Source organism: Mucilaginibacter celer, assembly GCF_003576455.2.
Taxonomy (GTDB): Bacteria; Bacteroidota; Bacteroidia; order Sphingobacteriales; family Sphingobacteriaceae; genus Mucilaginibacter; species Mucilaginibacter celer.
Genome location: NZ_CP032869.1, coordinates 3,351,244 through 3,373,684, shown reverse-complemented (window position 1 = coordinate 3,373,684; position 22,441 = coordinate 3,351,244). Strand labels below are relative to the sequence as shown.

Here is a 22,441-nt window from a genome sequence, read left to right as displayed (position 1 = left end):
ATTCTTAATGGCCCGATGGAACGCTTGCACGATCACGGGCAGCCTGTTTTTTAGGATCAACGTAATCGGTGCCGGTAGCTGCATCGGTATTATCGGGGATGTTGCGCATATCCAGCGTTTCAACAAAGCTCCAGCGGCCGTTTTTTAGCTTGTAGCCATCATAGCTCAGGTCGGGACCGAAGGTTTCGGGGTGGTTTTTCATCTTATCGTCGGGGGCTGTAAGATGATCAAATACAATCAGATTTTGTTCGGGGATGTATCTCAGCAACATAGATACCTGGCGGGCGTATTCAAAAACCACGCGCTTGCGGTTTTTGCCGTTGCCATCAAAAACCGGCATACCAAATTCGGGCTTGTCATTATTGAAAGCCAACACATCCAATACCTTTTTGGTTGATTTTACGGTATTTCCCTTCCAGCCAACAAGCACGTAGTAAGGTTTTACTGTGTGTACAGGGATAATTTTATAATACTGCGCGCCATACCATTTGCGGTTATCGGTTATGGTATCTTCGGGGCTTTTCATCAGCGGCGAGTAATCTTCCAGTGGGTACATCTTTAACTCGCCGGTAGGGGTATTGATCTGTACGGTACCGTAAAAGCGATAGCTGCCGTCAAGGTTCATTACATGCCAGGTAAGGATGCGGAAACGGTTATCGGGCGATTTGATGATGCTTATGGCCTTCACCGAATCAAAAGGATAAGCGAATGAATTGTCGATCCTCAAAGCCTGCACAAGGGTAGGGATAAACTTGTAATTAGCGTTTTTGCGCTCCATATCATTCTCATCGTTCACCATTTTTTTGCCCAGGTGTGCAAGGCTGTCTTCAAGCACGGTTAGCCGTTTAAGCCGTCCGGCATCATCGGTATGCTGGGCAAAGGTTTGTAAGCAAAGCAGGAGGGAAAGGATGGTAAGCGCTGTTTTTTTTGTCACGATTATATTTTAATTATTTCATTTATTTTAGGCGGTTACCTAATAGTTATTTATATGGGGCGATCCTGCCAATGTCATGTTGCTCTGAATAGTTTGAAACTTAACGATGCTTTTAATAACATCTAAACTCCATTCTCCAATCATTGATCTCTAAATCCGGGCGTTACCTGTGGTCCGGGCTATCCGCTCATAGGCCTGCAGGCCTTATCCGTTAGCTAACGGACGGTATCCGCTACTACCCTAACGCGGCCATTGCGCATATTTGCAATGAGTTTCTTTAATCTTTACTTATCAACGTAAATTTTCAATAACAATTGCGCTGGCCCCGCCGCCGCCGTTACAAATACCGGCAGCGCCGTATTTACCGTTGTTTTGTTGCAATACATTTAAAAGGGTAACAACAATCCGGGCCCCCGAAGCCCCCAGCGGGTGCCCCAGCGCTACTGCCCCTCCGTTAACATTTACTTTTTGGGGTTGGATGTTTAAAAGCTGGTTGTTAGCTATTGATACTACTGAGAATGCCTCGTTAATTTCAAAAAAATCAATATCCCCGGTTTGTAAACCTGCCCGTTGTAAAGCCAGCGGAATTGCTTTTGAGGGTGCGGTGGTAAACCACTCAGGCGCCTGCTGGGCATCGGCATAAGATACTATCCTGGCCAGCGGTTTAATGCCAAGCTCGTCGGCTTTTTCCCAGCTCATTAGCACAACCGCGGCTGCGCCATCATTTAAAGTAGAGGCGTTGGCGGCTGTTACTGTTCCGTCTTTTTTAAATACAGGCCTTAGTGTGGGGATTTTTTCAAACTTTACTGTGCCGGGCTCTTCATCTTCGGTAAACATGGTGATTTCACCTTTTTTATCTTTAAGGCCAACAGGGGTAATCTCCTCTTTAAATTTGCCGGCAGCCTGTGCAGCCTGGGCACGTTTGTATGATTCTACGGCGTAGGCGTCCTGATCGTCGCGGGTAATATGACAATCGGTAGCACAAAGTTCGGCCGCCGAGCCCATGTGGTAGTCGTTGTAAACATCCCACAGGCCGTCTTTAACTAATCCGTCAATAATTTCACCATTACCTAAGCGGTATCCGTTGCGGGCCTTATCCAAATAGTAAGGCACATTGCTCATGCTTTCCATACCGCCGGCAACAACAATATCATTTTCGCCCAGAGCGATGCTTTGAGCTCCAAGCATAATAGCTTTCATGCCCGATGCGCAAACTTTATTAACAGTTGTAGCAGGCAAATAGGGGAGCCCCGCAAATATAGCCGCCTGTGTAGCCGGTGCCTGCCCAATATTGGCCGACATTACGTTACCCATAAATACTTCCTGCACCTGGTCGGGCTGTAATCCAGCCTTTTCAACTGCCGATTTAATCACCGCCGCACCCAACTGTGTGGCACTGATGGCTGCCAAACTACCACCAAAGCTACCTATGGGTGTGCGTGTTGCCGCTACTATTACTACTTCTTTCATGTGTCGCGCATTAAAATTGGTGGCCAAAGTTAGTAATTAGTTGGTAGTGATTGGAGGTTGGAGATCAGAGATTAGTTAGTAAAGCAGTTTTAACCGTTGGATTTGATTATTTGAGCGACATTGTTCTAATCTCCAACCTCTAATCTCCAATCTCCTTACCTTTCTTCTTAAACCCCTTTTTCCGCGCAAGCAAAGCCTGTTGCAGCAGGTATTCAACCTGTCCGTTGGTGCTTCTGAACTCTTCGGCTGCCCAGGTTTCTATCTCCTTTAGCATTTCGGGGTTAATGCGTAGTACAAATGCTTTCTTCTCCGCCATATCAAGTCGCGGCCGCTGCTTCGGCCTGTTTAAATAATATTAAATTTATGCCCAGTAAGGCCAATAAAGGCAGGTGGGGCAGGGTGTTAACCACGCCGGTATCGATGTGCACAACAAAAGGCCTGCTGCGGCTAAAAGCCTTGGCCTGCACGCTTAGCATATCGCCGTACTGCTCGTTTACCCAGGTAAATGTGCGCGACAGCAGCTTTTTATTAAAAAAGTTTGCCGAAAAACCGTCATTAAGCTCTGCCAGTATTTTACGGCTCCAAATTTCGGGCGTTACCATACCAATTTCCGTGCCGCCGGGTTGTTCAATAATAAACTTACGGCTTAACCAGCCTTTTCGTTTTACAACCCAACTGCCTGTGGCGGTTTCGAGCAAACAGCTGCGCTTCATGGCGCCCGAATAGGTGAGTTTACCGTAGCTGAATTGTCCGTCGGTAAGCTCGTACCATGGCCGCCAGAAACCGTGCCTTAGTACCGGCAGTTCCGTTACCCGCAATTGATCGAAACTTCTGTAATATTCCATGTTATTAATGGTATAAAGTGCCAGTGTTAACAACCGGGTTCACAGCTTTATCGCCGCAAAGTACTACCAATAAGTTACTTACCATAGCGGCTTTGCGCTCTTCATCAAGCTCTACAATGTTTTTTTCGGATAGTTTGTTCAGTGCCATTTCTACCATGCCAACAGCACCTTCAACAATAAGCTTGCGGGCCGCGATGATAGCTGATGCCTGTTGTACCTGCAGCATGGAATGGGCAATTTCCGGTGCGTATGCCAGGTGTGAAATGCGGGCTTCCAATACCTCGATACCGGCGCGGTTAAGACGTTCGTTCAACTCCTTTTCAAGCATTTCGCTTACCTGGTCGGCACCGCCGCGTAGGGTGATGGTAGCTGTTTCGTCTTCCAGGTTATCATAAGGGAAAGTGTTGGCCAGGTGCCTTACCGCGGCCTCGCTTTGGATGTTTACGTATTGAATGTAGTTTTCAACCGCGAAAACGGCAGCGGCGGTATCTTTAATTTGCCAAACAATAACTGCGGCAATCTCAATCGGGTTACCAATACTGTCGTTCACTTTTAATTGCTGGCCGTTAAGGTTAAATGCTTTTAATGAAACTTTCTTTTTTACGGTGAAGGGATTAACCCAAAAAAAGCCGTCTTTTTTTACTGTGCCCACATATTTGCCAAAAAAGGTGAGCACCTTCGATTCATTGGGGTTTACAATAATCAGGCCCGGTAGTAAAAAAATAAAAGTAACTATAAGCAAGATGATGCCGATAGCTAATTGCCCTTCTATGAATAAAAGGACTGATACAATTAATAATACCATCGATACAATAAATGTAGCAAAGCCGGATGGCGGGTTGATGATTTTTTCAGGATTCATGATTTAGTTTGATTTTAAAATGATATCACAAAGATATCATAATCCTTTTCACAAAAGCAAGAAAAACTGCATATAACAGAAACTTATATTATTTTTGGCAGGTTAAACACATCAATGGCAAAACTATCCACATCGCGCCAAAAGGCTTTACTGCGCAAATACGCCCGTAACGTTAAATATTTAATGACGGTGGCCAGTGTTGTGCTTATTGTTTACTTTTTACCAAAGCAGGCAAAATTTAGCTACGAGCATGAAAAAGGCCGCATCTGGAACCAGAAAGACCTGGTATCGCCCTACAACTTTGCCATCCTGAAAACACCGCAGGAGATTATGAACGATCAGAAATCGGCCCTTGAAAGTGTAACCCCTATTTACCAGCTTGATGCCACCGCCGGCAATGTGCAGATTGAGGGTTTTAAAAGCGATTTGGAGATTAAATGGCATAACGCAGGCTTAAATGATAAACTAAAACCTAAATACATCAGCACGGGTGTTGATCTGCTTACCGAAATTTACCAAACCGGGGTGTTTAAAACCAACGCAAAATACCAGCGCGGGAGCGAAAATTATACAATTCAAATCCTTAATAGAAATATAGCCACAGATCGCAATACCGGCGAATTGTTTACCCGCGAAAAAGCATTGGCTTATTGCGACAAGATTTTAAGTCGCCACAATGATCTGGATAAGGCTTTTTTATTGGATTTAATCAGTAACCGACTTCAAAACAACCTAAGCTATGATAATAACCTCACTACGCGATTGGAAAAAGAAAAAGTCGATGGCCTTTCGGTAACCCGGGGCATGGTACAAAAAGGGGAGGTGATAGTTTACAAAGGCTCGGTAGTGAATGATGATGTTTACCAGAAGCTCGAATCGTTTAAAAAGGCCTTTGAGGATAACGCCCGTGTAAACGGCAACCGTAACCTGGTGCTGCTGGGGCAGTTTTTTTTGGTGGGAATTGCCATAACCCTGCTCATGATATTTTTGTACCTGTTTCGTAAAGATATTTATGCTGATAACAGGTTGGTGGGTTTGATTTTGCTGGTAATCACCGCTATGCTGGCAACGCTAAGCCTGGCCATCAAACTGCAGTTCCCTACAAATTTGTACTATATTCCTTATTGCATAGTGCCCATTATTATCCGCATTTTGTTTGATACCCGCCTGGCGCTGAATATTCACATGCTGGTGGTGCTGATGGCCGGATTTTTTGTGCCCAACAGCTTCGAGTTTGCTTACTACGAGATTACCGCCGGTATGGTATCCATCTACAGCATCAAAAACCTGGTGCGGCGCGAACAGTTCCTTATTTCGGCAGTGATTATCATATTTAATTATTTTGTGGCCTTTCTGGGCATCACCTTTGTGCGCGAAGGCGATTTTATGAATATCGATTGGACGGAGTTTTTGCCTTTTGTGGTGAGCGTATTGTTAACGCTGCTGGCCTATCCGCTTATTTACCTGTTTGAAAAGATTTTTGCTATCACATCCGAAATTACCCTGATCGAGCTTACCAATACCAACGCACCACTGCTGCGTGAACTGGCTTTTAGCGCGCCCGGAACTTTTCAGCATTCGTTACAGGTAGCCAACCTTGCCGAAAATGCCATTTATGCCGTAGGAGGCAACGCGCTGCTGGTTAGAGCAGGAGCTTTGTACCACGATATTGGCAAAATGGAAAACCCGCTGTTTTTTATCGAAAACCAGGCTTCGGGCTTTAACCCGCATGATAAGTTGCCTTATGAAGAAAGCGCCCAGATCATTATCCGCCACGTGAGCAAGGGGATTGAAATGGCCCGTAAAGCTAACCTGCCCGAGGTGGTGATTGATTTTATCCGAACTCACCATGGCAATACCCGGGTTGATTATTTTTACCAGTCGTCGCTCAAAAATTTCCCCGAAAAGTTTATCAACGAGAACATTTTCCGCTATCCGGGGCCTATCCCGTTCACCAAAGAAGGCGCTGTTTTAATGCTGGCCGACTCGGTGGAGGCCGCCTCCCGCTCGCTGAAAGAACCCGACGAAGAATCCATCAGCGTACTGGTTGACAGGATTGTGAAATATAAGCTTGATCAGAATCAGTTGAAAGACAGTAATATAACTTTAAAAGATATTGAAACCATCAAAGCTATTTTTAAGCGGATGCTGATGAGTATTTACCATGTTAGGATAGATTATTAAAAATGTAATTTTTTTTTGAGGGGATAGTTGAATTACTATATTTGCAGTCCCCGAAAAAAGGGAACAAAAGCTTAACCAAAGCGTAACGGAGAGATGCCTGAGAGGCCGAAAGGAACAGTTTGCTAAACTGTCGTACTGGAAACGGTACCGAGGGTTCGAATCCCTCTCTCTCCGCCTTCGATCGCTGAAGCGATCTACGGCGGACGCAGTCCGCTGTAGGAAGCGAAAGTGATCTTCGCCCGCCGAAGCGGGCTACGGCGGATGAAATCCGTTGTAGCTGCGTAGGAGGGCTTCGCCCGCAGGGGACACGATTAATGAAATCTGGAATGATTTTAAATATAAGACCCAAAGTATTGGGTTTTATTATTTTGAAGGAACGCGTTTATTCCCTCTAACATAAATAAAGTAAACGGAGAGATGCCTGAGAGGCCGAAAGGAACAGTTTGCTAAACTGTCGTACTGGAAACGGTACCGAGGGTTCGAATCCCTCTCTCTCCGCTTCTCAAGAGGTTCGCAAGTTGCGAACCTTTTTTCTTTGTTTTTAAGTTACGCTTTATTAAAACTGGAGATATTATTTTACTTATCTTGGATCACAGAGATTTTAAGTTTAATTAATAACTTCATGGAAGAAAACAAGATAAATCCCTTAGACCAATTTCAGGAAATCCTGGATCAGCAACACAAGAACGTTAAACAAGGCATCAACAATACGTTACTTAACGACATCTTGAAAACGGCGAAAATTGTAGGAGAAAATAAAGACGAAACAAAACTAAAAGAGCTTATAACCGACCTTAGGGAACGATTCAAAAATGAAGATCTGAATCAGGTAACAGAAATATTTAATTATTGTCAAAGTTTTTTGTCAACGAACGAAGAACCCTTACCGATGCCCTCCCAATTATGCATATCAATAGGTAAGTTATTTACGAACGAAAATCTTCATTATACTGCCTGCAAAGTTTACGATAAAGATGAAATAACTGGCGGATGTGCATTGTCCTTTTTAGGTTACCTGGCTATGCATGAGCATCATACAGGATATGTTCTCAATTTTATTAGAGAAAATTTTGAAGGCTTCTCAAAAAATAAAAAAACAGAATGTGTGTTTCAGCTGAAAGAAACGTTGCCAGATAACGAAGTTGCACAACAATTAATAAAAGACAGCGGAATTACTAAATACGAACTCATCTTTAGCACGGAAGTTGACTCAACATCAAAACCTATTACTTTTCAAATAGAACACACTAAAAATACGTATGACAAAAACGGTCAGGAATCAAAAGGAACTGATGTAACATCAAAACCAGCCACGTCTCAAGAAGAAAATATCGAAAATAGACTCAACAAAAATATTCAGGAATCAAAAATACCTTGGTGGAAATTTTGGTCAAAAAACAAATAAATATTCTATCATTAAACTTTTTTATGTCCATAATGATAAGCAAGATCCCATCAAGGTGTTCTAATAGATTCCCGTTCACCCCGCCTTCGCCCGCCGAAGAAAATTTAAAAGAGAAGCCGGATAATTTATCCGACTTTTCCTATTTTAGCCTCCAACCAAACCTTTTTACCATGTGATACCACGTTTATATTTCGAATTAAATAACGGAAACACCACATAGGCTGTACCGTAAATCTAAAAGAGAGGTTTACCCGGCATGAAAAAAAATATGTACCGGCAACAAAACCCATCGCCCGCTTAAATTGCTTTGGTGCTGTTCTTATCCTGATAGATACAGGGCTTATGAATTTGAGCGATATCTCAAATCTGGCTCAGGCAGGGCATTTGCAATCCTAAAACCAATGAACAGGTTTGGGTTGACAAGCGAATATTGCATACCGATCTTGATTTGCCAATGCGAGAGGAATACAATCAGTTTATAGGTGATATTTTGGCAAAACACGAAGTGGGTGTTTGAAAAGTCGAAATTTAGCAAAAAGCCGGGAAAAAGGCTGCGATGTTGGTTTATGATATAGTCGCTGCAATTAGAAACAGTAAACTATTTCGGTACATTATGCATCAACCCAACAAGTTTATAATAATTTTCAAGCGGGCGTATAATGATGTTCTCGCCCGCCCACCTGTAACAGGTTTCCGCCGTCGGCCCCGTAGCCGCCCAGGGCTGTCGGGCAGATCGGCAATGTAACCGCGCCATTTGCCGCCACTCCGGGCGCAGCCAAACTGGAGGCCGTTGGCCTTGCCCTGCTTCATTTTGTCTTTCCAATCTAACTAAGAAAACGGTACAAACATTTCGCCTGGGCATACGACTATCGAAATATTGTTGTTGATAAGCAGCGTGAGTATACGTACATTAAAATTCCGCCGGTACCGGTCAACAAAATGAAGCAAATCTGTCAAAGCGGAATAATTTAAAGGGGTGTTAATTATGGATTAATGGCTGTGGTTTCGGTGAGGAAAATTGTGAAACCCGGAAACTCATTTTATGAGATCCCGCATAGACGGCTTAAAGATGTAAAAAACAATGCGCAGCCCCTGTACGGCGCATTATTTATTAACTAAAACTGCATTTTTTAATAAAAAAATACAAATAAAAAGAACTATAGGGAAATATCATTAAAAGGGGATAATCTGGATCTTAGGGCTGGTTTTAATGCGAACCTAAATAACGATGCCACAGGTAGCAGAAACGCTGAGTATAATGTAGAAGGATCACAATAACCAGTTTTTTATTTGCAATTAAGATATAGACGTATTTGCGATAGTAAACGTTACAATCTGCATTAAATTTCCGTTACGAAAAAATTATCTGTCGTTTTAGTTCTTCAGGCACAAAATCCTAATCATTGAACAACCTTTCATTGGATGGGAGATTTGCGATGGAAGGCATTTTAAATTATGCTACCAACGGCACCTGGCTTCTGATAAGGTTTGTTGCAATATTAGGATGAATCTCTCCCTCCCTTTTTAATATTGTCGTGGCAAATTTATAAATAATTACATACGATAAAATGCCTATTTAGTAGTATATACATTTTAAAGTAACACTACAAAATGTGGCTTTATTATAAAGCTTTTTCAAACTCTTAACAAAGTTTGTGAGGCATGGTATTCAGTAAAATTAGGGGCTCCTCATGGCCGGAGTTGCCGTTAAGTTGATTTACTTCGGCAATTTAATTGCCTGTATAATACGGAGAAGTTGACCAGGTGATTCCGTGGCAAATTGACCACCTAAAGTGCTGGCGAACGAGCGCAGCGAACGCTGTAGAAGCGTTGTCAAAAGTAGTTATTTAAAGTGTGTTTTGCAGATAGCTTTTTTCGGGCTCTGCCGGCCTTCTTTTTCTCATCGACTCTCCCTTAAGTTCCATCCGGTGCGCATCATGCACGATACGGTCAAGGATAGCATCAGCGATCGTCTTTTCACCAATGACCTCATACCATTTACTGACCGGCAGTTGAGAGGTAATGATCAATGACGTTTTACCGTGCCTGTCCTCAATGATCTCCATCAGTGCAGCCCTGCTCTGCGCATCAAAAGGCTGTATACCGAAGTCATCCAGGATCAGTAGTTGCTGGCGTTCCAGTTTGGCGACATCCTTCATATAGGAACCATCTGCCTTAGCCATCTTCAGCTTAGCAAAGAGCTTGGGTGTGCTGGCATAGAACACGCGGTAACCCAGTATGCAGGCTTGGTGTCCGATAGCAGAAGCGATATAGCTTTTGCCGATACCGGTGCTGCCTGTGATCAACAGGTTCTCATTCCGGTCAATAAAGTGGCAGTCTGCCAGGCGCATTACCTGATTGCGGTCGATACTACGGTCGGCATGGTAGTGGATGTTCTCTACCGAGGCCTTATAGCGGAACTTAGCATACATGATCGTACGCTCTATGCGCCTGTTCTGCCGGTCGTCCCATTCGGCCTCTACCAGGTGGGCCAGCAGTTCATCAGTAGTGTATTCAGCGGTCTGGCCCGTTTCCAGGCAGCTTTTAAAGGCATGGTACATGCCAAAGAACTTCAGCTTGCGAAGTTTGTCCAAGGTGTTCGTGTTCATATCGATCTATTTATTAATGGTTATTTATAGTAGTTCTCTCCACGGATATTGTCATGGCTGGGCATAGGCAGTTCGTCAGCAAATAAGCTATCCTCGTAGCTGTCCATCTTGTTCTCCAGTATCTGCTGTATGGTCTTGTAGTTATAAACGCCATAACCGAGTGCACGCCTGCAAGCGCTGGCCAGCCTTTCGTTACCTGCCTTACGCGCCAGGCTGAGGATACCGATACAGGAGCGGTAAGCTTGTTCCGGGTGTTGCTTCCGGTCCAGTATCTTCAGGATGTAAAGCCTCACATCCTCATGAATGGATGCCGCCCATTCCAGGAACTTATCTGGTGTCCATTCGGTCATAAAGCGGTGTGTCGAAGCCAGGTGGTCTTTATCCGTAGTATAGCTGTAAGGGCTTTTGATACGCCTGTGCATGGCAATGCGTTCGTAGTGGTAATAGACCTCTACGTTGGTGCGGGAATACAGCAGTTTGACCTTCCTGCCGATGAAGCGGTACGGTACGCTGTAGTAGTGTTTGTCGATACCAAGACAAACATGCCCGTTCTTCATTACGGTGGCCTGGTGCTGCCGTTTGAACTCATAACGTAATGCCGGTAATGGCGAGAGAGCCTGGCGTTCTATCTCCTCGAACTGGAGCTTTCTGCTGTAATTGCGGCCTTTCAGCGGCTGGCTGTTATGTGCTTCTAAAGCGGCTTTGACCGCTGTGTTCAGTTCTGCAAGGGTATGATAGGCCTCTTTGCGAACAGGTGCGTAGATACGGCTGTAAACGATCTTAACAGCTCCTTCTACCAGTGCTTTGTCGCGAGGGCGGTACGCCCTCGCTGGTAAGATGGTCGTTCCGTAATGGTCGGCAAAGTCGGCAAAGGTCTCGTTCAGTGTTGGCTCATAGCGGTTGCTTTTGGTAACGGCAGCCTTCAGGTTGTCGGGAACGATGGCGGCAGGTACGCCGCCATAAAAGTGCAGGGCATTCTCGCAGGCTGCTATAAAGTCTTCTTTCTGCTGGCTCAGCACAGCTTCTACGTAAGTTAGCTGACTGGCACCAAGGATAGCAACGAACACCTCGGCCTCGATGACCTCACCGGTATCCTTGTCCGTTATGCTTAGCTTTTCACCGGCAAAGTCCACATACAGCTTATCACCGGCTTTATGATCCAGGTGCATCGTGGGGTTCACGCGGGCTTTCCACTGGTTGTAATAAAAGCAGAACTGGGTGTACTTGAACCCGTCAGGGAACTCTTTGATATAAGCTTCCCACAGGATGCGGCGGTTCATGCCGACACGCTTTAACTCTTTATCTATCTGCGGGAAACAGCGCTGCAGGGCCACCATGCGCTTGTCCGGGGGGCGTTCACTGCTTTTGCCAAAGAAGTCCTCCAGCTCTTTATCATTAAGGGTATTGATCTCTTCGAACGTAAAGCCGCTGGCATCGAACGCAACAAGGTACTTCTTTGCGGTATTGCGTGACACGCCGGACTGGGCCGCTATCGATAGCTTGCTGCGGCCCTGGCTGTACATCCTTAGGATCTGTCTTATCTTACTCATGCTTATCGTAGTGTTGGCCATTAGTGAAGTTGTTAAACCTCAAAAATAGGCCTGCTTCTACAGCATAAGTGGCTCGTTCGGGGTGGTCACTTTCCCGCGGAATCAGGTGGTCACTTTCCCGCGGAATCGGTGGTCAGTTTCCTCCGAAATCAGGTGGTCAATATCAGCGAATTCTCCAGATAATGCTTTGCGTGAACTTCCATCAACATTTCAAAACCTACAGGCGCTTAGGATCTTGAACATTGATAAAAATCAGTTGTCGTCTTTTTCGGACGTTATCATGAAACTCAAAAGTCTCCGTACTTTAAATGCCTCTGCCAACGGGTTAGGTATCATCCCTGCCGGGATAAATCAATTATTCAGACTCCTGAACCTGGTCATTCAACTAACGTTAAAGAACTGCCTGCATCAATATGGAATTTTAAAAAGTTGTTGTATCTAAATATCAAAAACAATCAAATTACAGCAATACCTGATAGGATTGGTCGGCTAAAAAAACTTCAGAAGCTTTATTTAGATGGTAACCCGATATCGCCCGATAATATAAGGCGGATCCATGAATTACTTCCGGATTGTATAAGAGATAAATAAAATATGTTTGCTAAACGCTTACTACATTATTTTTGATAGCATATAAAACAAGCCCTACCCGCGATTTAACCTGCAGTTTCATGAATAGCGACTCCCGGTGATTATCCACCGTTCTTGGACTGATGGACATGAGATCTGCTATCTCTTTATAAGTGAGGTCAGAACAACATAGCTTCAAAAACTCGCTTTCTTTTGGAGAGATCGTGGTTTCTGCCGGTTTTGCAAATGAGCGGTACATTTTGCCCGAAACCAGTTCGTTAAGGTAAACGCCGCGTTGTTTCAATGCGGTTACAGCTTCTTTTAACTCGGCAGGATGGCATTCTTTCAATACATAGCCTCCAGCGCCGCATTTTATCATTTTAATAACGCTTTTGTCGTCTTCATACATGCTTAAAGCAAGTACGGCTATATCAGGATAATTTGTTTTGAGCCAGGAGGTGGTATCGTAGCCATCCATCACCGGCATATTTACATCCATTAAAACAACATCCGGGATCCGGCCGGCCGCCAGGCATTCCTGTAGCTGTTTGCCGTTTCCAGCTTCGCAAACCACTTCTATATCGGCATATTCGCGCAACAGGGCAATCATGCCGCGACGAAAAAGCAAGTGATCATCTACTATACCTATTTTAATGGTTGATGTGCTCATTGTTGTTTTTATAGGGAACTTTGATTGTTACTGTAGTGCCCTTGCCAGGTATACTTAATATTTCGGCAGTTCCGCAGATGAGTTCGGCGCGGTTTAATATATTGCTGATACCCATGTGCCCGGATGCGTTTGTTTTTTCTTCAACATCAAATCCGCAGCCGTCATCACTAATCTTTAATGTAAGCAGATCTTCCGAACATTCAATCGAAATCATGATAATCGTTGCCTCGGCATGTTTGATAATATTGTTCACAGATTCCTGGAAAATGCGGAATATCATCAGCTCACTATTGGCATCCAGCCCGGGCAAAGCTTCCTGTTCCGGGCAAAGGATTTCTACGGTTACCGTTTCTGATTTTTGGAGCCATTTAATTTCGTTTTTAACCGAATTGATGAGCCCGTCTTTAAGCATTTGTTCGCCCTGTAACAGTTTGCCCAGCAGGCGCAGCTCCTGGATTGATTTACTGGTTAGCGAAATGGCCGAATCGATTTTCTCCCTCGTTTTTTCGGGGTTCTGTTCATTTATTGATTTAAGCGTTAGGTTAGTGAGGCTTAAAAGCTGACCGATATGATCATGAAGATCGGCACCAACAGTTTCCAGCGTTTGTTCATGCACCTCTACGCGTACCCTGCTTATTTCGGTATCAAAATTCTGCTTCATCCTGATCGTTTCGTCTGCATGTTTCCTCTTTCGCTGGTTGTATTGGCTAACTAAAAGAATCAGCGTTATAGGGGCGAGGATAAAAACCGCCGTAATTAATATCGCTAATTGTTCGATTTGCGTTGATGATACCTGCATCTGAATGAATAGCTCCAGAATGCATACATCAGTATGTTCAGGGCCATATAAATATAGGTATAAAGGCGGCTATTTAAATGCCCTTTGAGGTTTAAAACCGAAAAGAGCAACCCTACCGCCAAACCACCAAAATAATAGATCAGCGAGCCGGTGATCCACCAAAAAGGGGTATGCGTTTTTAACACAACGTAATCGTCACCTCTTATTAAAAGAAATAAATAAAGAAAGCCGTAGAAGGAGAACACCACCGACATAAGCGTTGTGGTGGTGTTCATGTAATCATAAATACCGTGCCGGGCAATTTCGGAAAGGTAAAAGCCAAAAACTAACGCCAAACCGGCTATCATCAACCATCCGCTAACTTTATATTCCCTGAGACACATGTAAAACATGCCGCTGATAAACATGCACTCGGGGATGGTAAGCAGATTATAGATCTGGCTGTTTTTTTTAAACTGGTTGGTAATGTTGTAATGTCGTCCTAAAATTTCAACTATCACCGTAATTAAAAGAAATACGATGGCCGATTTCCAGATCGGGCTCTTGTCTCTACTCAAAAAATATACGGATACGACGAAGCAAAGTAGTTCAATTACAATGGTTACCGTGATATACCTTTCCATGCCTGAGCTTAAAGTTTTGTGCCGTTACATTGTGGCTGGCATAATTCACCCCTGTTTTCAGGTGGGCTGTCTTTTGAACTAATCGTTTTTTCCACCTTTTTTTGATTGGGTTCAATCCCATCAAAGTAGTCTTCGTGAAATTCGATTCCGTTCTCCCCCTTAACTTTTTTAGTCGAAACAAGCACAACTGTGTTTTTGCCTATGAATTGCCGTTGACCCTCAGGTATTGTATTCTCAGTGTATCGCGCAAAGTAAACCCGCAGGCCGTCGGTTCCGAAACCTGCAGCTTGCTCGTCCTTTAATCGCTTTACAAGTTCTTCAATTTGGTCAAGTCCGAACCATACGCTTTTTGTCAGTCCGTTTTGTGCGGCGTTGTAAGCCGTTACCATCTCCTGAGCATCAGCCTGGCTGATCTCTCCGATGGGGGGTGTTGGTAGTAAAATCATGATGTGATAAATAATTTGTTTAGGCCAAAATTATATGCGTTTGATATCACTAATATAGTGATAAATACGGTTTTATATACCGGGAAAAATACCCCTTTTAATTTTCATTTTACCCCCTGTGTTCCCGCTTGCCCATCGGCCAATTTTGTGTAAAAAAACATAAAGCAATGGAACTTACAATTATCATGAAGCTTATCTCGGTAGTACTGGCGATAAGCCTGGCCAGCGAAAGGCTGGTAACTTTTTTAAAAACCATAATCCCGTTTCTCGCGGGTCCGCAACCGCCGGATGTGAGTGCAGAAAACTCTAAGACTGAATTAATCCGTAAAGCCATCGTTATGCTGATTGCATTCGCAGTGTCCTGGGTTGGCGCATCTTTTCTGGATAGCCCAGCCAACCTGTGGGGCCACCTGAGCCTGGATCCTAACGACATGAATAAGGGTATTCCTTTTTTCATAATCGCAATTATGGCTTCAGGAGGCTCTGCAATCTGGACTAACCTGCTTGGCTTTGCCAAAGCAATAAAGGATATAGGGGCTGAAAAAAAGACACAGGAAAAATTCAATACACTAAAAAAATCCGATGAGTTCAGGTTTGCAGGTAACGGCCTGAAAGCCTTTAATATTGTAGGTGCAAAGACTGAATCGGAACTGAAAACCATCAATTTTGAAGCTGCCTTTTCGGGAGGCAGCGGCCAGTTAACCGTTCTTTTTGAAAACGGACTCGGAGAGCTCATTTTTTCCAACAGCGGAACAAAAACTCTTGATCTTCCCCAGGGTGCCTTGAATTATATCATTTCGGGCAGTAGCTCTAACGGGCCTGGTGGCGGCATTGTGTTGTCAATTTCCGGAAGCGTTATCAGTAACGCGCCACATTCGTACGGGCCTGGTATTATCTGGCCCAATATTCAAACCATGATTGTAACCTAAACTTATTAGCAATGAAAAAGATACTTCTTTGTGCCATAGGTACACTATTAACTATTGTTTCAATGGCGCAGGAGCGCGGAAATATAAACGCACCAGCTAAAGCGGATAGCACTTCGCAGAACATACTGAAGCAATATAAGGACCAGCGAAATGCAGCAATGATAAGCGGCCATATTACAAGCACAGGAACCTTGCAGGATGTATTGACAAATTACCTGCAGATAGCCGCAAAGAACATAACAACCAACGAAAACGGTTTGCAGCTGAAGTTGAACTGGTTTGCCTTGAATAGCAACCCGCATAAATATGATAATACCAAATTTGACTCTACGAGTTGGCAGCGAAACGGTGAGTTAGTTGGGTCGATAGGGGCGGATAAAGATTTTTCGGTAAAAAGCTTTCAGATAGGTGCAAATTACAACGTGTTAAAACGTAATGATGTAGCCAGAGCCAAAATCGATTCATTATATGTTAAGCCATTTTACCATGAAAGTATGATTCTTTCAGAGGCATTGGGACGAATATTACCTATTGTGCAGCAGCGGGTTGAGCCCCAAATCTTATCATATTTACAAAGCCTGTATTCTTCAGGTAATTCTGTGGATACAGCAAAAGCAAAAGCGGCTATTAATAATAGGGTGCCTGGATTAATTTATGATGGTCGCTTAAATCAGCAGGCGTTAAATATTTTGTTAAGCCAGGTTGATGCCGAAATTAAAATGAAATCGCCCCTGAGCGAATCAGTGAGAAAAGCAGATAGCATTTTTGTAAGGGCGCTGATCTCCGAAACAATTGGGGCAGGATTGAATGAATACTTCGGCAGCTATGGGAAATCACCATTAAAGTTTAGGGCTTTAGTAACTGATGATGAAACAATAAGCCTGGGACAGTTTATTAATGCGAGGGTGGCCGAAAATCCTTATTTACATGATACGTTAAGGGTATCAACCTTACTTGAGTTAAATAAAAAAATATTTGACGATTATAACAGTGTGCTGCATTACATTGGCCGGCAGCCGCTGGCAACTTTTGGTTATCTGTATACCCATGGCAGTGGTAATATCTTATCAAGCCACGTAACATCTTTCAATTTTGTTTACGGCCCGGGCGGAATCAACTCAAAAGGCTATGGTCAAATAACTGCGTCTCTTTCTGATACGCTGAGCAGCAACGACAGGACAGGCGCGATCAGGAATTTCAAACGAAATATCATTGCCCTTAAGGCTGGTTATAACTGGTCGCTTTTATCCGACGGAACAAAGTCGTTGGTTGAGTTTAACGCACTGGCAGAACTGGACCGGGCTACCGGCAGCAGTTACATAGCCGGGCAGGATAAAAGCAGGTTTTACTTCAATTCATCGTTGAGAGGCAGGCTGCCTTCATCGCCCTGGCTTAAGTTAAGCCTGAAATGGGATCCTAAAGGCGGCAATGTATTCGGTTTATTTGATTTTACCTATAACCTCGATTAGTAAAATCGCAGGCTTTATCTTGATTTTTGGCTGTTTTGTTTGGGCGCTTTTTGCTATATAACGCAAAAAGCACCCTGATAGTCTGCCTGAAAAAATATACTTCAAAAAGCCGTTTTAAGCGTTTGCACATAAATATATTTGGCTTGTAAATACTGTAAATCAATCCTACAGTGCTGATATCTTAAGCAATTACAAGCCACTATTTATATGACAGGTAACCATAATGCAACCGCCTTTATTTCAGATTTTCATCATCTCGATAAAACACAACTTGCAATAGCAGGGGGCAAGAGCGCTAACCTGGGCGAGCTATCCCGGATTGAAGGAGTTAATGTGCCGGATGGCTTTTGCGTTTTAACGGGGGCTTTCAATGCCATAATTGGAACATTGCCGGTACTTGACAGTTTGTTTGAACAGTTATCATCATTAAATGCTGCCGACCGTACTAAAATAAATGAGTTAGGTGCTGAAATACGTAAGCATATTGAAGACGCTTTTATCCCATCAGCGATTGAAGCGGATATCATAGCACATCTTACAAAATTTGATGCAGAAGACGCTTTTGCAATCAGATCGAGCGCAACGGCCGAGGATTTACCAACAGCATCCTTTGCAGGGCAACAGGATACCTATCTGAACATTATAGGCAGGGAGGCTATCCTTAAGCACATCAGCAAGTGTTGGGCCTCGCTATTTACCGAAAGGGCAATTATGTACCGCATTCAAAACGGTTTTGATCATAGTAAGGTTCAATTGGCCGTGGTGGTACAAAAAATGGTTTTCCCTCAGGCTGCCGGCGTACTGTTCACTGCCGATCCCGTTACTTCAAACCGGAAGATAGTTTCTATTGATGCAGTTTACGGGCTTGGTGAAGCTATGGTTTCCGGCCTGGTAAATGCCGATAACTATAAAGTTCGCAATGGTACTATTACCGGCAAAAACATCCCCTTAAAAAAGCTGGCGGTTTATGCAGTAAAAGCTGGCGGTACCCAACAACAGCAAATTGAACCTGAACGGCAAAATGTCCAGGTGCTTAGCGATGAAGAGATTTTAAAGCTTGAACATATCGGCCGGAAGATTGAACAACATTTTGGCTGCCCGCAGGATATTGAATGGTGCTTGGCCGATGGTGTGTTTTATATTGTACAAAGCCGGCCCATAACCACTTTATATCCCATACCCGACGCAAATGATCAGGAAAAACATGTTTATATATCTGTAGGGCATCAGCAAATGATGACGGATGCCATGCGGCCATTGGGCTTATCGTTATGGCAGCTAACAGCCGCCCGGCCTATGTATAAGGCAGGTGGCCGGTTATTTGTTGATGTTGCGGATAGCCTGAAGTTGGCTACCGGGCGGCAAATGCTGCTGAAAGCCATGGGGCAGCATGATCCGTTGATAAAAGATGCACTTGTTACACTTATTGAGCAGGATGATTTTATAAAACTATTGCCGGATGATAGCGGGGATGCCGGTAAAGGGAATAATGAAACTCATCCTACGGTACCTCCCGTGTCGGCGAAAGCCGACCCTGCTATGATTCCTGATCTGATTGAAAGTAATGAAGCATCGGTTGGAGCCTTAAAACAAGAGATTCAAAGCAAATCAGGAACCGATCTGTTTGATTTTATAGTTAAGGATCTACAGCACATGAGGCAGGATTTATTCGGACCGCAAAACATGGCTGCTATTATGGCCGGCATCAATGCTTCAACCTGGATCAATGAAAAAATGATGGAATGGCTGGGTGAAAAAAATACGGCCGATAAGCTCTCTCAATCGCAGGCTAACAATGTAACTTCCGAAATGGGGCTGGCGTTACTGGATGTGGCCGATGTAATCCGCCCGTACCCGGAAGTAATTGCTCATTTGCAGGTGGTACAGGATGATAGTTTTTTGGATGAATTGCCAAAATTTAAAGGCGGTGAAGAAACCCGCAATGCTATCATGGCTTATCTGCAAAAATACGGCATGCGTTGCGCAGGAGAAATTGATATTACCCAAACACGATGGAGCGAAAGCCCCAAATTGCTTTTGCCCATCATTCTTGGCAATATCAAAAATTTTGAGCCAGGCGCAGGCAGCCGCAAATTTGAGAAGGGATTACAGGAAGCATTGAACAAGAAACAGGAATTATTGAATAGTTTGAGGCAACTGCCGGATGGAGATAAAAAAGCGGAAGAAGCCGGGCAAATGATCAACCAGCTTCGTGATTTTGCAGGTTATCGCGAATATCCTAAATACTGTATAGTTAGCCGCCTTTGGGTTTATAAGCAGGCTCTGCTGCGCGAAGCCGAAAAACTGGTAAGGGCTAAGTTTATTGAAAAAAAAGAAGACGTGTATTATCTCTCTTTTCAGGAATTTCGCGAAGCGGTACATCTTAATAAGATAGATCAATCCCTTATTGGTACCCGGAAAGAAGAGCATAAAATACACGAAAAATTAAATCCACCACGGGTTATCACCTCCGATGGTGAAATTATTACGGGTAAATATCAAAGAGAAAACCTGCCTGAAAAGGCCTTGATAGGATTACCGGTTTCTGCCGGTATTATTGAGGGCAGGGCACGTGTAATATTAAACATGGCCGATGCCAGCCTGGAAGAAGGAGATATCCTGGTAACTGTATTTACCGACCCCAGCTGGACTCCGTTGTTTGTATCCATAAAAGGCCTGGTAACCGAAGTTGGCGGCCTGATGACACACGGGGCGGTAATAGCCCGCGAATATGGGCTGCCGGCAGTTGTAGGGGTAGAGAATGCGACTAAGCTGATTGCGGATGGGCAACGGATAAGGGTGAACGGGATGGACGGATATGTGGAGATATTGTAGTTGTGACTCGAGATTATGTAATAAGAGCATAAATTATCAAATGAAAAAGAGCTTGGGGCTGCTTTGATCGCTTATTTATCAAGTAGGAGCGGATGGTCGGATTTTCGTTTTAAATACATCTTTATTTAATTGTTTTAGAGTTTAAATTTTTTATTGATCATCTTTTAAAATGATCTATTAGTCGAATTGAAGAGAATTATATTTAAACATCTGATTGGTAAATACTTCGTTCTTAATAATATTCAGTCTATGAGTAAACTCATTGTCTGTCTGATTAGCTAAACTCAAAGGAAGTATAAAAATTTTATAATACCACGCCAGGTATGAACTGAGAAGTTTTAAAATTAAATCATTATCTATTTTTTCTTCCTTCGCAAATATTGCCCATTGATCATAATAGATTAATAGCCTGTCGATATGGTTTACTATTATATCGCGTTCGTTTCTCAAATCTGATAAATTGGGCATTTCTTTTTGATTGTTTTCAAGCCGCCTAACCCAGGCACTTACAGCAATCCTACTTTCCCTTATCAGATCTGAATGCCACTCGTTATATAAATTCATTGTATATTTTGGCTTTGTCATGATTTTCTGAATCTCATGCCTTCTTTCTGATCCGCTTGATGCGATGTTAATAGGAGATAACATAACACTTGCCAAACTGGCGATTACAGAATCTAACCCAATATTAGTTATCGCGTACACTCTATCGGTAAGTGAAACTGAATATTTTTCAATAATGCCTGGAGTAACGTTATGCCATACCGGTAATAAGATTTTCTCTCCTGAAACATTTTGTCGGATAAGAAAGGTGTCAAGGTCTGACTTTGAGGAAATCATTTGCATGAAAACCTCACTTAAAATAATAATTCCGAAGTGTGAATCCTTTAATCCATTTTCAATTTTTATTCGAATCGCTTCGTTATCTTCCGATAAAAATTCATCAGGGCGAATTTCATATCCTATTTTTTTTAGCCCATCGGCAATTGGTAAAGCTATACCTTCTTTATCTTCCGGGGCAAAGCAAATAAATGCATCATATTTCATCAATTATACTATTTGTTTAATAACTCTGTTTTTATCAAGTGTAGTAGGTTTTTAAAATCCTCGTTTTTTTCTGGTGTTTTCAACAGAGGGGAAATTAAATTTTCTTCAAAAAAAGATGAGTATTCACCAAGTAACATAAATATTTGATCCACATTAATAACTTTTGCTTTTGATAATAATGCCCACTTTTCATAAAAATGGATTATTTCAAAAACATGGTATTCTAATATCCCGCCCCTATCTTCAACTTCAGATAGTGGAATCATTGTGATATTGTTTAACTTGTTAGCCGTAATCCATTCCGTAGTATATTTTATACTTTTCTTAAAATTAGGCCAATGCCATTCATTATATAATTCTATTGTATAGGCAGCTTTTAATATTACATTTTCTTCTTCTTCAGTTATATTATTGATAACTTTGTTAACTGCTGGCTTGTTAATTATAGCTTTTATTTTATTTGCCAATACATCGGCTATATCTTCAGTTGTTATATCAAAATTATTTACAAAGTTTTTCAATACCTCAATCACTATAGCTGGTAGCGACTCATTATATTGTTTTAAACTATTATCCAGCGATATTAAAAATGATTCTATCTCATTTGGCCTTATTTCGTGCCAAATCGGAATGATGTAGTTTTTAACTCCTAATTTCTCTTTAGCAGCAAACCAATTCAATTCGTAAGTTGTCCAATGTTTACTCAGATAGGATTTGGATATAATTATTATTCCATAGTTAGAATTGAGGATGCCGTCGTCAATTGTTTTCTTAATAGAGTCTCCGATACTCATGACGTTAGCATCAAACCATACCTTATAATCAAGTTCTGATAACGCAATGGCTAATGGTCGTGCAATTTTTTCTTTCTCCTCTGTGGCATAAGATAAGAATATATCATATTTCATTTTTGATAAGGTTAGGTTAGCATCAATGATTGGTTATAATTACAAAGCACTAATTTTGCTAAGAAATGCTCAGCAAAACATCTTGATTTTAATAAAAAAGTTTCTCTTTTTTTATTACTTTAATCGAAAATATTTTAATAAATGTCTCATTTAAAGATAAGTAACTTTACTAAAGGAAAGCAGACTTTTTTAAAATATTTTGCATTTAAGCCTTTGAATAATTAAAGAAGATTGGGCGTAAAACTCATGCGTTTGGTTCGTATTTTGCCTTAAATGTAGTCTGCTG

Annotated in this window: 20 protein-coding genes and 2 tRNA genes; 9 read left to right on the top strand and 13 right to left on the bottom strand. The window is 42.7% G+C overall.

Features of this window, described 5'->3' with window-relative positions; translation table 11 throughout:
* Window positions 1–4: 4 nt before the first annotated feature.
* From HYN43_RS13460 to HYN43_RS13440, 5 genes are all read right to left on the bottom strand, one after another.
* Window positions 5–934, bottom strand: coding sequence for a hypothetical protein (locus tag HYN43_RS13460; protein ID WP_119409837.1), 930 nt, complete (start codon window positions 932–934; stop codon window positions 5–7).
* A 291-nt stretch (window positions 935–1,225) separates the two neighbouring features.
* Window positions 1,226–2,404 carry an acetyl-CoA C-acyltransferase gene (locus HYN43_RS13455; RefSeq protein WP_119409836.1) on the bottom strand — a complete coding sequence of 393 codons (1,179 nt, stop codon included), beginning with the start codon at window positions 2,402–2,404 and terminating at the stop codon, window positions 1,226–1,228.
* A gap of 139 nt (window positions 2,405–2,543) precedes the next feature.
* Entirely contained in the window at window positions 2,544–2,720 is a 177-nt protein-coding gene (locus HYN43_RS13450; RefSeq protein ID WP_119409835.1) for a type II toxin-antitoxin system antitoxin, read from the bottom strand.
* Between the two features lies 1 nt (window position 2,721).
* Window positions 2,722–3,249, bottom strand: coding sequence for a hypothetical protein (locus HYN43_RS13445; RefSeq protein ID WP_162996459.1), 528 nt, complete (start codon window positions 3,247–3,249; stop codon window positions 2,722–2,724).
* A 4-nt stretch (window positions 3,250–3,253) separates the two neighbouring features.
* A complete protein-coding gene (locus tag HYN43_RS13440; RefSeq protein WP_119409833.1) occupies window positions 3,254–4,111 on the bottom strand; it encodes an SPFH domain-containing protein in 858 nt (285 codons plus the stop codon).
* Window positions 4,112–4,225: 114 nt separating this feature from the next.
* Here HYN43_RS13440 and HYN43_RS13435 point away from each other — a divergent pair, with 114 nt between their 5' ends.
* From HYN43_RS13435 to HYN43_RS13420, 4 genes are all read left to right on the top strand, one after another.
* Window positions 4,226–6,295 (top strand): HD family phosphohydrolase, encoded by a 2,070-nt coding sequence (locus HYN43_RS13435; RefSeq protein WP_119409832.1) that lies wholly within the window; start codon window positions 4,226–4,228, stop codon window positions 6,293–6,295.
* A gap of 87 nt (window positions 6,296–6,382) precedes the next feature.
* Window positions 6,383–6,469 (top strand) — tRNA-Ser (locus HYN43_RS13430).
* 237 nt (window positions 6,470–6,706) lie between these two features.
* Window positions 6,707–6,793, top strand: a tRNA-Ser gene (locus HYN43_RS13425).
* 124 nt (window positions 6,794–6,917) lie between these two features.
* Window positions 6,918–7,700 (top strand): hypothetical protein, encoded by a 783-nt coding sequence (locus HYN43_RS13420; protein WP_119409831.1) that lies wholly within the window; start codon window positions 6,918–6,920, stop codon window positions 7,698–7,700.
* 1,847 nt (window positions 7,701–9,547) lie between these two features.
* On the opposite strand, the gene istB is transcribed toward HYN43_RS13420, so the two are convergent.
* Window positions 9,548–10,309 (bottom strand): IS21-like element helper ATPase IstB, encoded by a 762-nt coding sequence (gene istB, locus HYN43_RS13410; protein WP_119407387.1) that lies wholly within the window; start codon window positions 10,307–10,309, stop codon window positions 9,548–9,550.
* Between the two features lie 20 nt (window positions 10,310–10,329).
* The gene (gene istA / locus HYN43_RS13405; RefSeq protein ID WP_245446919.1) at window positions 10,330–11,859 is read right to left on the bottom strand and encodes an IS21 family transposase; all 1,530 of its coding nucleotides are present in this window, start codon (window positions 11,857–11,859) and stop codon (window positions 10,330–10,332) included.
* An 82-nt stretch (window positions 11,860–11,941) separates the two neighbouring features.
* Here istA and HYN43_RS30970 point away from each other — a divergent pair, with 82 nt between their 5' ends.
* Window positions 11,942–12,301: a hypothetical protein gene (locus HYN43_RS30970; RefSeq protein ID WP_425373714.1), complete on the top strand. Its 360-nt coding sequence runs from the start codon at window positions 11,942–11,944 to the stop codon at window positions 12,299–12,301.
* Window positions 12,289–12,450 (top strand): leucine-rich repeat domain-containing protein, encoded by a 162-nt coding sequence (locus tag HYN43_RS30965; protein WP_425373713.1) that lies wholly within the window; start codon window positions 12,289–12,291, stop codon window positions 12,448–12,450. The genes HYN43_RS30970 and HYN43_RS30965 overlap by 13 nt, the downstream gene beginning before the upstream one ends.
* 10 nt (window positions 12,451–12,460) lie before the next feature.
* On the opposite strand, the gene HYN43_RS13390 is transcribed toward HYN43_RS30965, so the two are convergent.
* From HYN43_RS13390 to HYN43_RS13375, 4 genes are read right to left on the bottom strand one after another with little or no spacing between them, the layout of a single operon-like run.
* Complete coding sequence (locus HYN43_RS13390) at window positions 12,461–13,099, bottom strand: response regulator transcription factor (RefSeq protein ID WP_119409827.1); 639 nt, start codon at window positions 13,097–13,099, stop codon at window positions 12,461–12,463.
* A complete protein-coding gene (locus tag HYN43_RS13385; protein ID WP_119409826.1) occupies window positions 13,080–13,898 on the bottom strand; it encodes a sensor histidine kinase in 819 nt (272 codons plus the stop codon). The genes HYN43_RS13390 and HYN43_RS13385 overlap by 20 nt, the downstream gene beginning before the upstream one ends.
* The gene (locus tag HYN43_RS13380; protein WP_121540043.1) at window positions 13,865–14,521 is read right to left on the bottom strand and encodes a hypothetical protein; all 657 of its coding nucleotides are present in this window, start codon (window positions 14,519–14,521) and stop codon (window positions 13,865–13,867) included. The genes HYN43_RS13385 and HYN43_RS13380 overlap by 34 nt, the downstream gene beginning before the upstream one ends.
* An 8-nt stretch (window positions 14,522–14,529) precedes the next feature.
* A complete protein-coding gene (locus HYN43_RS13375; RefSeq protein WP_119409824.1) occupies window positions 14,530–14,967 on the bottom strand; it encodes a hypothetical protein in 438 nt (145 codons plus the stop codon).
* Between the two features lie 167 nt (window positions 14,968–15,134).
* On the opposite strand from HYN43_RS13375, the gene HYN43_RS13370 reads away from it, so the two are divergent.
* The 3 genes from HYN43_RS13370 to ppsA all read left to right on the top strand — a co-directional run bounded on the left by HYN43_RS13370 (window position 15,135) and on the right by ppsA (window position 20,200).
* Window positions 15,135–15,896, top strand: a complete 762-nt coding sequence (locus HYN43_RS13370) for a hypothetical protein (RefSeq protein ID WP_119409823.1) — start codon at window positions 15,135–15,137, stop codon at window positions 15,894–15,896.
* An 11-nt stretch (window positions 15,897–15,907) separates the two neighbouring features.
* Entirely contained in the window at window positions 15,908–17,365 is a 1,458-nt protein-coding gene (locus HYN43_RS13365) for a hypothetical protein (protein WP_162996456.1), read from the top strand.
* A 207-nt stretch (window positions 17,366–17,572) separates the two neighbouring features.
* Window positions 17,573–20,200: a phosphoenolpyruvate synthase gene (gene ppsA / locus HYN43_RS13360; RefSeq protein ID WP_119409821.1), complete on the top strand. Its 2,628-nt coding sequence runs from the start codon at window positions 17,573–17,575 to the stop codon at window positions 20,198–20,200.
* A gap of 177 nt (window positions 20,201–20,377) precedes the next feature.
* On the opposite strand, the gene HYN43_RS13355 is transcribed toward ppsA, so the two are convergent.
* Together HYN43_RS13355 and HYN43_RS13350 are read right to left on the bottom strand one after the other, a co-directional pair.
* Window positions 20,378–21,247, bottom strand: a complete 870-nt coding sequence (locus HYN43_RS13355; RefSeq protein WP_119409820.1) for a toll/interleukin-1 receptor domain-containing protein — start codon at window positions 21,245–21,247, stop codon at window positions 20,378–20,380.
* A gap of 8 nt (window positions 21,248–21,255) precedes the next feature.
* On the bottom strand, window positions 21,256–22,155 hold the full coding sequence (locus tag HYN43_RS13350; RefSeq protein ID WP_119409819.1) for a toll/interleukin-1 receptor domain-containing protein: 900 nt from the start codon (window positions 22,153–22,155) through the stop codon (window positions 21,256–21,258).
* Window positions 22,156–22,441 lie beyond the last annotated feature (286 nt).

Coding starts and splice junctions, on each gene's coding strand:
- HYN43_RS13455 (WP_119409836.1), bottom strand. CDS start 2,404: ATGAAAGAAGTAGTAATAGTAGCGGCAACACGCACACCCATAGGTAGC.
- HYN43_RS13450 (WP_119409835.1), bottom strand. CDS start 2,720: ATGGCGGAGAAGAAAGCATTTGTACTACGCATTAACCCCGAAATGCTA.
- HYN43_RS13445 (WP_162996459.1), bottom strand. CDS start 3,249: ATGGAATATTACAGAAGTTTCGATCAATTGCGGGTAACGGAACTGCCG.
- HYN43_RS13440 (WP_119409833.1), bottom strand. CDS start 4,111: ATGAATCCTGAAAAAATCATCAACCCGCCATCCGGCTTTGCTACATTT.
- HYN43_RS13435 (WP_119409832.1), top strand. CDS start 4,226: ATGGCAAAACTATCCACATCGCGCCAAAAGGCTTTACTGCGCAAATAC.
- HYN43_RS13420 (WP_119409831.1), top strand. CDS start 6,918: ATGGAAGAAAACAAGATAAATCCCTTAGACCAATTTCAGGAAATCCTG.
- istB (WP_119407387.1), bottom strand. CDS start 10,309: ATGAACACGAACACCTTGGACAAACTTCGCAAGCTGAAGTTCTTTGGC.
- istA (WP_245446919.1), bottom strand. CDS start 11,859: ATGAGTAAGATAAGACAGATCCTAAGGATGTACAGCCAGGGCCGCAGC.
- HYN43_RS13390 (WP_119409827.1), bottom strand. CDS start 13,099: ATGAGCACATCAACCATTAAAATAGGTATAGTAGATGATCACTTGCTT.
- HYN43_RS13385 (WP_119409826.1), bottom strand. CDS start 13,898: ATGCAGGTATCATCAACGCAAATCGAACAATTAGCGATATTAATTACG.
- HYN43_RS13380 (WP_121540043.1), bottom strand. CDS start 14,521: ATGGAAAGGTATATCACGGTAACCATTGTAATTGAACTACTTTGCTTC.
- HYN43_RS13375 (WP_119409824.1), bottom strand. CDS start 14,967: ATGATTTTACTACCAACACCCCCCATCGGAGAGATCAGCCAGGCTGAT.
- HYN43_RS13370 (WP_119409823.1), top strand. CDS start 15,135: ATGGAACTTACAATTATCATGAAGCTTATCTCGGTAGTACTGGCGATA.
- HYN43_RS13365 (WP_162996456.1), top strand. CDS start 15,908: ATGAAAAAGATACTTCTTTGTGCCATAGGTACACTATTAACTATTGTT.
- ppsA (WP_119409821.1), top strand. CDS start 17,573: ATGACAGGTAACCATAATGCAACCGCCTTTATTTCAGATTTTCATCAT.
- HYN43_RS13355 (WP_119409820.1), bottom strand. CDS start 21,247: ATGAAATATGATGCATTTATTTGCTTTGCCCCGGAAGATAAAGAAGGT.
- HYN43_RS13350 (WP_119409819.1), bottom strand. CDS start 22,155: ATGAAATATGATATATTCTTATCTTATGCCACAGAGGAGAAAGAAAAA.